Source organism: Clostridium swellfunianum, from assembly GCF_023656515.1.
GTDB classification, from domain to species: Bacteria; Bacillota; Clostridia; order Clostridiales; family Clostridiaceae; genus Clostridium_AT; species Clostridium_AT swellfunianum.
Genome location: NZ_JAMOFV010000006.1, coordinates 1,959,161 through 1,973,351, shown reverse-complemented (window position 1 = coordinate 1,973,351; position 14,191 = coordinate 1,959,161). Strand labels below are relative to the sequence as shown.

The window sequence follows — 14,191 nt, the reverse complement described above, 5'->3', positions numbered from 1 at the left end:
TCAATTATTACTACAAATGCAATATTATATTCATTTAGGAACGAATAGAGTTAGTTGCTCTCTGTTCCAATAAAAGGAGGAAATTTAAAATGGTTAATGAAAATTTAAGTCCTAAGGCCTATATTGAACAGGTTATTGAAAACGTTAAGAAGAGAAATGCTAACGAGCCTGAGTTTATTCAAGCTGTAGAAGAGGTTTTAGATTCGCTAGCTCCTGTTCTAGAAAAACATCCTGAATATATCGAAGCAAATCTTCTTGAGAGATTCTGCGAGCCAGAAAGACAAATAATGTTTAGAGTTCCATGGGTAGATGATAATGGTAGAACTCAAGTTAACCGTGGCTTCAGAGTACAGTTTAATGGGGTTATAGGACCTTTCAAGGGAGGACTTAGATTCCATCCATCAGTTTATATTGGAATAATTAAGTTCTTAGGTTTTGAGCAAATATTAAAGAATTCCCTAACTGGACTTCCAATAGGTGGAGGAAAAGGCGGGTCAGACTTCGATCCAAGAGGAAAGTCAGATGCTGAAATAATGAGATTCTGCCAAAGCTTTATGACAGAATTATATAGACATATAGGACCAGATGTAGACGTTCCTGCAGGTGATATCGGTGTTGGAGGAAGAGAAATAGGTTATTTATATGGACAATATAGAAGAATTAGAGGCGCTTTTGAAAACGGTGTCTTAACAGGAAAAGGCTTATCCTATGGTGGAAGCTTAGTAAGACCTGAAGCTACAGGCTTTGGAGTTACTTACTTCTGCAATGAAATGCTTAAGCATGAAGGTGAAAGCTTTGTTGGAAAAACTGTAGCTATATCAGGATTTGGTAACGTTGCTTGGGGTGCTTGCAGAAAGATAGAACAGCTTGGAGGAAAAGTTGTTACTCTATCAGGTCCGGACGGATATATTTACGACCCAGCTGGAGTTACAGGAGAAAAGATAGACTACTTAGCTGAAATGCTTAAAATAAACAAAGGTGCAAGAGTTAAGGATTACGCTGACAAGTATGGTGTAGAGTTCTTCCCAGGACAAAAGCCATGGGGGGTAAAAGCTGATATAGTTATGCCTTGTGCAGTTCAAAACGATATTCAGCTTGAACATGCTAAACAAATAGTTGCTAACGGAACTAAATTTGTTGCTGAAGCTGCAAATATGCCATGTACTAACGAAGCAGTACAGTACTTCCTTGCTAATGGAGTAATAGTAGGACCTGCAAAGGCTGCTAATGCTGGTGGAGTTGCTACTTCTGCTCTTGAAATGTCACAAAACAGCATGAGAATGGCTTGGACAGCTGAAGAAGTTGATGCTAAGCTTCATCAAATAATGATTAACATATACAACAACTGCAAGAATGCTTCAGAAAACTACGGCTTTGGTTACAACCTAGTTGCAGGTGCTAATATAGCTGGTTTTGTAAAGGTTGCAGAAGCAATGCATGCTCAAGGAAACTATTAGAAAGTAATTTTTGTAAAAGAGAGCTTATTGAGGCTCTCTTTTCTATTTTCTAGCACTTTTTAATATTTATTGTTGAATAAATTGTTCTATTATATTAAATTATAATAGTGAATATGAATGGTGGTGATTTATTGTCCAAAGTAATAGTAATTGGCGGAGGACCTGCAGGAATGATGGCTGCAATAGCAGCGTCAGATAAACATGAGGTTATACTGCTAGAAAAAAATGAAAAGCTTGGAAAAAAACTTTTTATAACAGGAAAAGGCAGATGCAATATAACCAATGCTAAAGAGATAAGTGAATTTTTTAATTATATACCAGGAAATCCTTATTTCTTATACAGCGCTTTATATACATACACAAACGAAGATACAATAAAGTTCTTTGAAGATTTAGGCGTTAAGCTCAAAGTAGAAAGAGGCGATAGAGTTTTTCCAACATCAGATAAATCTTCTGATATAATAGGCGCCTTTCAAAGAGAGCTTGAAAGGCGTAAAATTAAAGTTCTGCTAAATTCATCTGTAAAAAAAATGATTTATGAGAATAATAAGATAAAAGCAGTTTTTCTTTCTAATGACAAAATAATTAATGGAGATTACTTCATCTTGTGCACAGGGGGAATGTCATACCCTAGAACTGGATCAACTGGCGAAGGCTTAAGCTTTGCAAAGGAATTAGGACATAATATTGTAACTCCAAGACCATCTTTGATTCCAATAACTTCATCTGAGGATTGGATAAAAGATTTACAAGGATTATCTTTAAAAAATGTTGAATTAAGCATTGTTGATAGTAAAGGAAAGTCTTTGTTTAAGGACTTTGGAGAGATGCTCTTTACTCACTTTGGCATTTCAGGACCTCTTGTTTTAAGCGCTAGCGGAGTAGTTAGAGAAAATTTAAAGCTAAAAGCCGTTATAGATCTTAAGCCTGCTTTAGGTTTTGACGAGCTTGATAAAAGAGTTCAAAGTGATTTTGCAAAGTATTCTAACAAGGATTTTAGAAATTCATTGGATGAATTACTTCCTAAAAAGCTTATTGATGTCGTTGTAAGATTATCAGAAATAGATGAAGACAAAAAGGTTAATTTGATAACCCGGGAAGAAAGAAAAAATCTTGTAAAACTTCTTAAAAACTTCACTTTAAGTATAACCGGTGTAAGACCTATTGAGGAAGCCATTGTAACTTCAGGAGGAATTGATACAAAAGAAATAGATCCATCTACCATGCAGTCAAAGGTTATAGAAAATCTTTATTTTGCTGGTGAGGTTATAGATGTAGACGCTTATACTGGAGGTTATAACATTCAAATTGCGCTTTCAACAGGATTCCTTGCTGGAAGCAGGGTAGGTGAATAAAATTGTTATCAGTAAGAGGAGCTACGACTATTTCTTATAATTCTGAAGCGGAAATCAAAAAAGCTTCCTTAGAATTATTTGAAGAGATGATTAAACAAAATGATATTAATGTCGACGACATTACTTCTATATTCTTTTCCTGCACTCGAGATATAACTAAAGCTTATCCTGGCAAGTACGTAAGGGAGGCTTTTAATCTAAATAGAACTGCTATTATGCATTTCAATGAAATGCATGTGGAAGGTTCTTTAAAGCTTTGCATTAGGGTTTTAATCCTGTTGGACATAAAAGAAAAGAAAGATATAAAATACATATATCTTAATGAAGCTAAAAATTTAAGAAAAGATTTATTTGATATTAAATAAAGGATTTTAGAAATTTATATAGAATTACTATAAGGTTGGTATTTAGCTTATTCGGAAAGGAAGTATGGAATTGAGATTATCAGTAGCTATAGATGGTCCGGCAGGTGCGGGTAAAAGTACTATTGCAAAGATTTTAGCAAAAAGATTTAATCTTATGTATATAAATACTGGTGCAATGTATAGGGCTGTAACTCTAAGGGCAATGGAAGAAAATATTGCTCCAGAGGATAAAGAAAGACTATTAGACTTAGTAGACAGCCTTGATATGCACTTTAAAAATGATGATTTAATACTTAATAATGAGAATATCAGCGAACAGGTTTGCATGCCTTCGATAAGCAATAATGTATCAAATTATGCGGCAATTCCGGAAGTTAGAGAGCGGTTGGTTTATCTTCAACAAAAGATGTCCGAGAAATACAATGTTGTAATGGACGGGAGAGATATTGGAACCGTAGTATTAAAGGATGCGCCTTTTAAGTTTTACTTAACTGCAAGCGCAGAGGAAAGAGCTTCAAGAAGATACAAGGAGTTTTGCGAAAAAGGAATTGAAGTTAATTATGAAGAACTTTTAGAAGATATAAAAAGAAGAGACTACATAGATTCTCACAGAGAAGTTAATCCTTTAACTAAGGCAGAGGATGCTATTGAAATAGATTCTTCTAACTTAACCATTGAGCGGGTTGTAGATAAGATGGCAGACTACATCATTTCAAGGACTAAATTATAAAATATACAATAACGGAGGGAGTAAGGCTATATATCTTATAGCATGGTATTATGGAAGTATTTGTGGCAGACAAAGCAGGTTTTTGTTTTGGAGTTAAAAGAGCAGTAGATGAAGCTATAAAGGTAAAAGAGAATTATGAACAAAGAATATATACACTAGGTCCTCTTATACATAATAAAGATGTTGTTGAATACTTAAAAGGAAATGATATATATCCAATTGAGCTTACAGACATAGAGGATTTGACGGATAAAGATGTTGTAATCATAAGGTCGCATGGTGTTACTCCTCTGGTTTTAGAACAATTAAAAAGCAAAGGTATAAAGGTAGTTGATAATACTTGTCCTTATGTATCAAATATTCAAAGGAAGGTAAAGGAATACTCTGATGCAGGATATTCGGTAGTTATAGTAGGTGACAAGGATCATCCTGAGGTTGTTGGAATAAATGGCTGGTGTGATAACAAGGCTATAATAGCCAAGAGGGGAGAAGATCTTTCAAACTTGACTAGAAGAGTTTGCGTAGTATCACAAACCACAGAAAAGCAACAGAATTGGGAAAGCGTTTTACAAGCTATAGTTAAAAACTGCAAGGAATTTATTGCTTTTAACACTATATGCAATGCAACAGAAGTTAGACAAAAAACAGCAGAAGAGCTTTCAAAGACTGTAGATGCCATGATTATACTTGGCGGCTATAATAGTTCAAATACGACAAAGCTTTTTGAAATATGTAAAGGCAACTGTAAAGATACAATACATGTAGAAAATTTGAGCCAAATACCTGAAAACTTTTTATCGGGTAAAAAAATAAATAAAATAGGCATTACAGCTGGTGCATCTACACCAGATTGGATTATTAAGGAGGCGGTTTTAAAAATGAGCGAACAAAATAATATGGAAATGAATGAGCAACTAGCATTCATGGAGCAAAACCAAGCAAGTATATCCGTAGGTAAAATAGTAAAGGGTACAATAATTTCTGTAAATGAAAAAGCAGCTTATGTAAATATAGGCTACAAATCTGACGGATATCTTCCAAAGGAAGAAGTCACAAAGGATGATTCTATTAAGCTTACTGATATTTTAAAGGCTGGACAAGAAGTTGAAGTTAAAGTTCTAAACAGAGCTAATGAAGATGGATATGTAGTTTTATCCAGAATAGAAATTGAAAGGGAAGCAGCCAGAAAACAACTTAGAGCATCTTTCGAAAATGGAGAGGCTATAAATGTTACTGTAAAGGAAGCTGTTAATGGAGGCTTAGTTGCGAGCTTTAAGGGAGTAAGAGTATTTATTCCGGCTTCACATGTTGAGTTGTTTCATGTTAACAATTTAGAAAAGTATGTTGGACAGGATTTTGAATTGAAGATAATCGAGCTTAAGGAAGAAAGAAGAGGCAGTAAGATAGTTGGATCAAGAAGAGAGTTACTGAAGGGTGAAAAGGACAGAGTTGAAGCTGAAACATGGGGAACAATAGAACAAGGGCAAAAGGTTATTGGAGAAGTTAAGAGACTTACAAGCTTTGGCGCTTTTGTAGATGTAAATGGAGTAGATGGACTTCTACATGTATCCGAGATGTCTTGGGGAAGAGTTAACAAGCCTTCAGACGTTTTAAAAGTTGGAGATAAGATTGAAGTTTACATACTTGAAGCAGATAAAGAAAATAAAAAGCTTTCACTTTCTATAAAGAAGTTAATTGAAAATCCATGGGACAATGTTGAAGAAAAATATCCTGTTGGAAATATAGTTTTAGGCAAAGTTGTACGTTTTGCAGCTTTTGGAGCTTTTGTCGAGCTTGAGTCAGGTGTAGATGCTTTAGTTCACATATCTCAAATAAGCAATAAGAGAATTGAAACTCCTGCATCAGCACTACAAATTGGCCAGCAAGTAAAAGCAAAAATAGTTGAAGTTGACAAAGAAGCTAAGAAAATAGGTTTAAGCATAAAGGAAGTTGAAGAAGTTTAATAAAATAAAAGCATCATCTAGACTTAGATGATGCTTTTGTTTTACACTTTAAAAAATAGAAAATAAAAAAGCAGACAAAACGTCTGCTTTTGGTGGAGGAAGATGGATTCGAACCATCGAAATCACTGATAACAGATTTACAGTCTGCCCCCTTTGGCCGCTCGGGAATTCCTCCAAAAGTGGAGCTGGCAATAGGAATCGAACCTACAACCTGCTGATTACAAGTCAGCTGCTCTACCGTTGAGCCATGCCAGCAAAAATGGTGGACCTTCAGGGACTCGAACCCCGGACCAACCGGTTATGAGCCGGTTGCTCTAACCAACTGAGCTAAAGATCCATATGACATAAGTTATTATATAGCAGCTTGTTTTCTTTGTCAACATTAAGTGCTAAAAAAAATAATAGATAATATAATTTAATAAACAATAAATCTAATATTTGACTAAGTCCTTCATGAGATTTATACTTAAAATGTAAGAATTGGTATTATACTATCATAAATTACGAGGTATTATATGTATAATTGTGTTTCTTTAAGCAAGAAGAACTTAAAACCTGTATTTGAACTAAATAATCAGAGAAACCAATTTAATATGCTTAATGAGGATTTTGAGGAATATTATAATAGTATTACTTTTACCCAGCAATTTTTTGAACATAGACGAATTAAACTATTAATATATGAGAATAATATTGTAGGCTATATTTGGATTACAAAGCAAGATAAAAACAGTTTTATTATAAACTCTATGTACGTGTCTGGGGAAGATGATCTGACTAAAAAATATTCATCACTTTTAGAATGTTTTAACTATAGATCTAAATTTATTTACTGCTGTGAAAGAAATGCTATTAATTATGAGGTTTTATCTAGACTAGGATTTAAAAAGAAAGCAGGAACCTATGAGATGTATGCCGATGTGATTAATTCTGGTACATTATCAAATGATAATGACATAGTATTTGAGCAGTTTATTAAAGGCAAACATGAAGAAACAAGATGTCAGATACAAAATGAAGTTTTTAAGAATGATACACGGATACCTCTTCATAAAGATGATATTTATTATGATGAAATTCAATCCTATTATTTTGAAAAAGGCTCCATACTTTTAAGATTAGGAAATAAATACATAGGATATGGACAAATCATATTTAATGACAGCATTCCTACTATAGTCAATGTAGGAGTTTTAGAAGGCTATAGAGGAAAAGGATATGGCAGAGCTCTCATGTGCCATCTTTTTAAAATCTTAAATGAAGAGGGCGTTTGGGATGTAAAATTAAGGGTGGAAGTGAATAACGAAAGTGCAATAAGTTTATATAAAAGTCTTGGTTTTAGAGTGCAAGGCGAGATGCATACTTGGGAGTATAAAAAATAAATGAGTGATAAGTTCACTCATTTATTTTTGTATTATTTAATGTTCATATATCGTTTTAAAGCTATTGCAAGTATATCCATTGCATCCTTTAAATCTTCAGCTTTTAGGCAGTAGGAAAGTCTTATTTCATTCTTTCCTAATCCTTCAGTGGCATAGAAGCCTTCAGCAGGAGCAAACATAACAGTCTTGTTATCATAGCTGAAATCGGTAAGCATCCATTTAGCAAAGTGATCTGCATCCTCAATAGGAAGCTTAGCCATTATATAAAAGGCTCCTGTTGGCTTTTCGCAAATAACTCCAGGTATTTTTGATAAACCTTCATGCATAATGTTTCTTCTATTTTCATATTCCTGTTTAACTTCATCAAAGTAAGCCTTAGGAGTATTTATTAGGTTTGCAGCGGCCATCTGCTCAATAGTTGGGCAACAGAGTCTTGATTGACAAAGTTTTAGTATTTGATTCATAAGTTCATCATTCTTTGAAGCAACAAGACCTATTCTAGCACCACAGGCACTATAACGTTTTGAAATACTGTCTATAAGAATGATCCTATCAAGTACATCTTCCATATACAATGCAGAGGTGAATTTTAAATCATCATAAACAAATTCTCTATAAACCTCATCTGCAATTATATAAAGGTCATGCTCTTTAGCTATATCTGCAAGCATTCTAATCTCTTCATAAGTATAAACAACACCAGTTGGATTCCCTGGATTTGAAATTAAAATAGCTCTTGTTTTATCAGTGATTTTATTTATTATTGTTTGTTTGTTTGGTAAATGGAAGCCTTCTTCGGCCTTAGTTATAAAAGGTACAACATTAACTCCAGCAATCTCGGAGAAACCATTGTAGTTAGTATAGAAAGGCTCAGGAATGATTATTTCATCTCCTACATCGCATATTGCCATTAAAGCAAATAGTATTGCTTCGCTTCCTCCATTAGTTATCATCAGTTGATTCTTTTCAAAATGTATATTCCATTCTTTATAGTATTGTATAAAGCTATCAATTAAAGCGTCTATACCTTGAGAATTGGCATATTTTAAAACCGATTCATCAAATTTATTTAGCACTTCATAAAAGGTTTCAGGAGTTGCTATGTCAGGTTGACCTATGTTTAAGTGGTAAACCTTTATCCCTTTATTTCTAGCGGTTTCAGCGTAAGGTGTAAGCTTTCTAATGGGTGAAAATTGCATGTCTAGTACTCTTTTTGAGATATTCATTTTTGTCCTCCTTGTGTTACCTGTGGCATAAGAATAAAATATATTTCTTATAGCAACTAATAATTTATATAGCTGCGCAAATTTTATTAATAGTAATTACGCAGTACTTTGCCTAATCTTTTAATACCTTCAACAATTAATTGTTCATTCATGTTTGAATAGTTTAACCTGAAATGGTTTTCATTGCCTCCATTTGGGAAAAATGATCCTCCTGGGACGAAAGCCACTTTTTCTTTTAATGCTTCTTCTAATAATTGAGCAGCATTTAAATCTTTTCTGAGTTCAACCCAAGTAAATAGTCCGCCTTTAGGACATGTATACTTAACTTCAGAAGGGAAGTAGTCCTTAATAGATTGAAGCATAATGTCGCGTCTAATCTTATATATGGTTTTAATTTTAGCAATGTGTTCATCTAAATCATATTGCTGCATAAACATTGCTGTTTCTCTTTGTGCCATACTACTGCACTGCAAGTCAGCGCCTTGCTTTACAATAACATATTTTTGGAGTATTTCAGGATCAGCACACACCCAGCCAACTCTTAGACCAGGGCAGAAAGTCTTAGAGAAAGTGCCTAGATACACTACATATCCTTCAGTATCAAAGCTTTTAATAGAAGGATAAACTTCTCCTTCAAATATAAGTTCTCCATATGGGCAGTCTTCTATAACAGGAATACCATAAATTTTAGCCAACTGCGCAACTCTTTTTCTTCTTTCTACGGACATAGTCTTACCGCTTGGGTTTTGAAAGTCTGGGATTGTATAAATCATTTTGGCTTCTGGGTGAGCTTCCAGTGCTTTTTCAAGTTCATCCACTATCATGCCGTTGTCATCCATTGGTATTTCGATAAACTTAGGCTGATAAGCTTTAAAAGCATTTAAAGCTCCAAGATAGCTTGGACTTTCACATATGATGATATCCCCTTTATCTATAAAAATCTTTGCTGAAAATTCAAGTCCTTGCTGTGAACCGTGTGTTATCATTATATTATCTATGGTGGCACTTACACCTGCTTTAGGCATTCTCTGTCTTGCTATTATTTCTCTTAAAGGTACATAACCTTCGGTTGTACTGTATTGAAGAGCAGCCCTTCCATCTTCTTTTAATACTTTAACACTTACTTCTGCCATTTGCTCGATAGGGAAAAGTTCTGGAGCTGGAAGCCCTCCTGCAAAGGATATTATGTCAGGTCTTTCAGTAAGCTTTAATAGTTCTCTAATTTCGGAAGCTTTTATGCCTGATGTTCTTTCAGAAAAACGTAAATTCATTAAATTGCACCCCCCATGTTTTATACATCATATATTCTACATTTTATTGAAAACTCCTGCTTTCATTATATCAAAAATGAAGCATTAGTTTCAAGATGAATGTGATAATGTTTACAAAAATTCATTTGATAAAAAATTAACCACTTTGCGAACATTGATGAAATATTTCTTTCAGTCTGTTTGTATGAAAATAATACCAACATGTTGTTTGAAATATTTACAATTAAATTATTTATTATTTCACATTGAGATTTAATGATGTAAAAATACTTTAAAATTAATAATAAATTATATATAATAGTAATGTTAATTTATATATTAATATCACTACTTAACTAATATAATAATTTTATAATCAAATTAGATGTTTAGCTTTATACAAAGGAGAAATAGAATGGATAAAATAACAAGCTTAAAATATTTTATTGAAACTTGGGGCTGCCAAATGAATGAAGAAGATTCAGAAAAACTTTCAGGAATGCTTAAGTCACAAGGGTATACGAGAACTGAAACTAAGGAAGAAGCTTCAATTATAATCTTCAACACTTGTTGTGTAAGAGAAAATGCAGAGCTTAAGGTATATGGAAATCTTGGGGCTTTAAAAAGCTTAAAGAAGAAAAATCCTGATTTAATAATAGCTGTCTGCGGGTGTATGATGCAGCAGGAAGGAATGGCTGACAGTATTATAAAGAAATATCCATTTGTGGATATTATATTCGGTACACATAATGCTTACAAGTTTCCTGAATACTTGAACAGAGTTAAGCAGGAGGGAAGATCCGTAATCGAAATAATAAATAAAGAAGAAGGCATTGTTGAGGGACTTCCAGTAGATAGGGAAAGCAACATAAAAGCCTTTGTTACAATAATGTATGGCTGTAACAATTTCTGTACATACTGTATAGTCCCATATGTGAGAGGAAGAGAAAGAAGCAGAAAACCAGAAGAAATTGAGAATGAAATAAAATCTTTGGTAGCGCAGGGCTATAAGGAAGTAACTCTTTTAGGTCAGAATGTTAACTCCTATGGTAAGGGACTTGAAGGAAATATGAGTTTTGCTAGGTTATTAAATAGAATAAATAATATTGAAGGATTAGAAAGAATTAGATTTATGACTTCACACCCAAAAGACTTATCAGATGAACTTATTGAGGCTATAGCAGAGTGTCATAAAGTGTGTAATCATATCCACCTTCCTGTTCAATCTGGTTCTTCTAGAATATTAAAGAAGATGAACAGACAATATGATAGGGAGCAGTACTTAGAGTTAGTTCGTAAAATAAAAAAGGCAGTTCCTGATGTTGCTATCACCACTGATATAATTGTTGGATTCCCAGGAGAAACAGAGGAAGATGCAGAGGAAACTTTAAGCCTTGCAAAGGAAGTTGAGTATGATTCTGCGTTCACTTTCATCTATTCAAAGCGTAAGGGAACTCCTGCGGATGAAATGAAGGAGCAAATTGAAGACGGTGTAAAGCATGAAAGATTCAACAAACTAGTAGCTGTTATAAACGAGTCAAGCGCTAAGAAAAATAAAGAATATAAAGATAGAATTGTCTCAGTTTTAGTAGAAGGTTTTAGTAAAAATGACAGCACTAAGCTTATGGGAAGAACTACTTCTGCTAAGCTTGTCAACTTCACAGGTAGTGAAGATAGCATTGGAAAGATAGTAAATGTTAAGATAACAGAAGCGTTATCTTTCTCTTTAAATGGCGAGCAGGTTTAAACTTTTAAGAAGCTCTTTTAATTAAGAGCTTTTTTTAAAATTGAAAGGAGGTAACATCGTGGCATTAACTCCTATGATGCAGCAGTATCTGCAGGTTAAGGAAAAGTGTAAGGATTGTATTTTATTTTTCAGACTAGGCGATTTTTATGAAATGTTTTTTGAGGATGCTGAAACAGCTTCTAAAGAACTTGAACTCGTGCTAACAGGAAGAGATTGTGGCCTTGAGAAAAGAGCGCCTATGTGCGGTATACCATTTCATTCTGCTAATTCTTATATAAGCAGACTTATAAGCAAGGGCTATAAGGTTGCTATCTGTGAGCAAATGGAAGATCCAAGTGAAGCAAAGGGTATCGTAAAAAGGGATATAATAAGGATAGTGACACCTGGAACTTATACTGATGCAAGCTTTTTAGAAGATACTAAAAATAATTATGTAATGAGCATCTATATAGATAAAAAGTCAAATTATATGGGTATATGTCTAGCTGATATTTCGACTGGAGAGATTTATTGCACAGATTCAGTATTTCAAGAAGCAATTTTAGCTGATGAAATCTCTAAGTTTTCTCCAAAGGAAATCTTGCTTCAGGAAGATATAGATGACAGCATAGCAGCACTAATTAAAGATAGATTTGGCATCCTTTATACAATTAAGAAGGATGAGTTTTATACAACAAATGCAGAATTAAACATGCAGACTAATTTTACTGATATAAACATTAGTGGACTTAATAAAAATATAATTTACTCTGGTAACGGACTAATCAGCTATATAACTGAAACTCAAAAACAGAATTTATGTAATATAAGTAAGCTTGAATACTACAGTATTGAAGAATATTTAAATATAGATATAAATTCAAGAAGGAACTTAGAGCTTACTGAAACATTAAGAGATAAAAGCAAAAAAGGTTCTTTGCTTTGGGTACTTGATAAAACAAGTACGGCTATGGGAGCAAGACAGCTTAGAAGATGGGTAGATCAGCCGCTTATACAAAAGAGTAGGATTACAGATAGGTTAAATGCAGTAGAGGAACTTTCTAAAAAACTTTCATATCAGGAGGATTTGAAAGCAGAACTTTGCAATGTATATGATATAGAGAGAATTGTAGGAAAGGTAGCTTCAAAGGCTGTAAATGCTAAAGAGCTAGTTGCTCTAAAAAATTCATTAGGAAAGATACCATCTATAAGAAATGTCTTAAACAAATTCAATTCATCCTTGCTAAAAAAAATATATGAAGATATGGATGAATTAACTGATTTGTATGAGCTTTTAGATATTTCCATAATCGACAGCCCAGCCTTATCCATAAAAGAAGGTGGAATTATTAAGGAAGGGTATAACATAACAGTTGATGAGCTTAGAGAGGCAAAGGCTCATGGAAAGGAATGGATAGCTTCATTAGAAAGCGACGAACGAGAACATACTGGAATTAAATCGCTAAAGGTTGGATATAATAAGGTTTTTGGATATTACATAGAAATAACCAATGCTAATAAAGGTTTAATTCCAGATGGTAGATATATTAGGAAACAGACTTTATCAAATGCTGAAAGATATATAACTCCAGAACTTAAGGAAGTGGAGGATAAAATATTAGGCGCTGAGGAAAAGCTTACTAACCTTGAGTATGAACTATTTATTTCTGTTAGAGATATGGTAGAATTACGTACTGAAAGGATGAAAAAGACAGCAAAGCTTTTAGCAGAGCTTGATTGCCTACTTTCCTTGTCTATAGTAGCATTGGAAAACAATTACTGCAAGCCAGAAATAACCGATGACGGCATTATAAAAATTCTTGAAGGAAGACATCCAGTAATTGAAAGAATGCTTACAAGTGGCAGTTTTGTATCCAACGACACTACTATAGATACGGATAATCATAGAATGCTTCTTATAACAGGGCCAAACATGGCCGGAAAATCTACTTATATGAGACAGGTTGCACTAATAACTTTAATGGCCCAAATAGGAAGTTTTGTGCCTGCAAAGGCTGCTTCCATATCTGTTTGCGACAGGATATTTACTAGGATAGGAGCTTCTGACGATTTATCTGCGGGAAAAAGTACTTTTATGGTGGAGATGTGGGAAGTTGCTAACATACTTAGCAATGCTACAAGAAGAAGCTTGGTGCTTCTAGATGAGGTTGGAAGAGGAACAAGTACATATGATGGTTTAAGTATAGCATGGGCTGTTATAGAACATATATGCAATTCTCTAAGCCTTAGGTGTAAAACTTTGTTTGCAACGCACTACCATGAGCTAACCAAGCTTGAAGGCACTGTAGATGGAGTTGTAAATTATTCTGTAGCTGTAAAGGAAATTGGAAGTGAAATTGTGTTTCTTAGAAAAATTGTTAGAGGTGGAGCTGACCAGTCTTATGGTATTGAAGTAGCGAGGCTTGCAGGGCTTCCCGAATCTGTTATAATGAGAGCTAAGGAACTCTTAAACTCACTAGAAGAAAAACAGGGAGTTGGGTTAACAGATACTAATTCTATTAAACCTAATTCTAAAGCAACAGCGAAAGATAGTAATGAAGCTATAAAAGAAGCAGCTGTAGATAAGAGAAATAAGCCTAAGCAGGTAAGTTTTGAAGACTTGGAAAAAGATGCATTTATAAATGAAATTAAAAAATTAGATATATTAAATCTTACACCCATGGAAGGATTTAATAAATTATTCCAACTTATAAGCAAAGCTAAGTCTATTTAGCG

The 14,191-nt window shown here is 33.9% G+C and carries 10 protein-coding genes and 3 tRNA genes; 8 read left to right on the top strand and 5 right to left on the bottom strand.

What is annotated here, in order from left to right:
* Window positions 1-89 precede the first annotated feature (89 nt).
* From gdhA to NBE98_RS09000, 5 genes are all read left to right on the top strand, one after another.
* On the top strand, window positions 90-1,457 hold the full coding sequence (gene gdhA, locus NBE98_RS09020) for an NADP-specific glutamate dehydrogenase (RefSeq protein ID WP_250814615.1): 1,368 nt from the start codon (window positions 90-92) through the stop codon (window positions 1,455-1,457).
* A 131-nt stretch (window positions 1,458-1,588) separates the two neighbouring features.
* The gene (locus NBE98_RS09015) at window positions 1,589-2,812 is read left to right on the top strand and encodes a BaiN/RdsA family NAD(P)/FAD-dependent oxidoreductase (protein ID WP_250814614.1); all 1,224 of its coding nucleotides are present in this window, start codon (window positions 1,589-1,591) and stop codon (window positions 2,810-2,812) included.
* Between the two features lie 2 nt (window positions 2,813-2,814).
* On the top strand, window positions 2,815-3,177 hold the full coding sequence (aroH, locus tag NBE98_RS09010) for a chorismate mutase (protein ID WP_250814613.1): 363 nt from the start codon (window positions 2,815-2,817) through the stop codon (window positions 3,175-3,177).
* Between the two features lie 64 nt (window positions 3,178-3,241).
* Window positions 3,242-3,907 (top strand): (d)CMP kinase, encoded by a 666-nt coding sequence (gene cmk, locus NBE98_RS09005; RefSeq protein ID WP_250814612.1) that lies wholly within the window; start codon window positions 3,242-3,244, stop codon window positions 3,905-3,907.
* A 50-nt stretch (window positions 3,908-3,957) separates the two neighbouring features.
* Window positions 3,958-5,871, top strand: coding sequence for a bifunctional 4-hydroxy-3-methylbut-2-enyl diphosphate reductase/30S ribosomal protein S1 (locus tag NBE98_RS09000; protein WP_250814611.1), 1,914 nt, complete (start codon window positions 3,958-3,960; stop codon window positions 5,869-5,871).
* 90 nt (window positions 5,872-5,961) lie between these two features.
* Here NBE98_RS09000 and NBE98_RS08995 read toward each other — a convergent pair.
* The 3 genes from NBE98_RS08995 to NBE98_RS08985 form a co-directional block, all read right to left on the bottom strand.
* A tRNA-Tyr gene (locus NBE98_RS08995) sits at window positions 5,962-6,046 on the bottom strand.
* Between the two features lie 5 nt (window positions 6,047-6,051).
* Window positions 6,052-6,126, bottom strand: a tRNA-Thr gene (locus tag NBE98_RS08990).
* Between the two features lie 5 nt (window positions 6,127-6,131).
* Window positions 6,132-6,208, bottom strand: a tRNA-Ile gene (locus NBE98_RS08985).
* A gap of 178 nt (window positions 6,209-6,386) precedes the next feature.
* On the opposite strand from NBE98_RS08985, the gene NBE98_RS08980 reads away from it, so the two are divergent.
* Window positions 6,387-7,253: a GNAT family N-acetyltransferase gene (locus NBE98_RS08980; RefSeq protein ID WP_250814610.1), complete on the top strand. Its 867-nt coding sequence runs from the start codon at window positions 6,387-6,389 to the stop codon at window positions 7,251-7,253.
* 32 nt (window positions 7,254-7,285) lie between these two features.
* Here the strand turns inward: NBE98_RS08980 and NBE98_RS08975 are convergent, their stop codons facing one another.
* Both NBE98_RS08975 and NBE98_RS08970 read right to left on the bottom strand, forming a co-directional pair.
* Window positions 7,286-8,479 (bottom strand): pyridoxal phosphate-dependent aminotransferase, encoded by a 1,194-nt coding sequence (locus NBE98_RS08975; protein ID WP_250814609.1) that lies wholly within the window; start codon window positions 8,477-8,479, stop codon window positions 7,286-7,288.
* An 86-nt stretch (window positions 8,480-8,565) separates the two neighbouring features.
* Window positions 8,566-9,750, bottom strand: a complete 1,185-nt coding sequence (locus NBE98_RS08970) for an aminotransferase-like domain-containing protein (protein WP_250814608.1) — start codon at window positions 9,748-9,750, stop codon at window positions 8,566-8,568.
* 394 nt (window positions 9,751-10,144) lie between these two features.
* On the opposite strand from NBE98_RS08970, the gene miaB reads away from it, so the two are divergent.
* Both miaB and mutS read left to right on the top strand, forming a co-directional pair.
* Window positions 10,145-11,476, top strand: coding sequence for a tRNA (N6-isopentenyl adenosine(37)-C2)-methylthiotransferase MiaB (gene miaB / locus NBE98_RS08965; RefSeq protein ID WP_250814607.1), 1,332 nt, complete (start codon window positions 10,145-10,147; stop codon window positions 11,474-11,476).
* A 58-nt stretch (window positions 11,477-11,534) separates the two neighbouring features.
* Window positions 11,535-14,189: a DNA mismatch repair protein MutS gene (gene mutS / locus NBE98_RS08960; protein WP_250814606.1), complete on the top strand. Its 2,655-nt coding sequence runs from the start codon at window positions 11,535-11,537 to the stop codon at window positions 14,187-14,189.
* The last annotated feature ends 2 nt before the right edge of the window (window positions 14,190-14,191 follow it).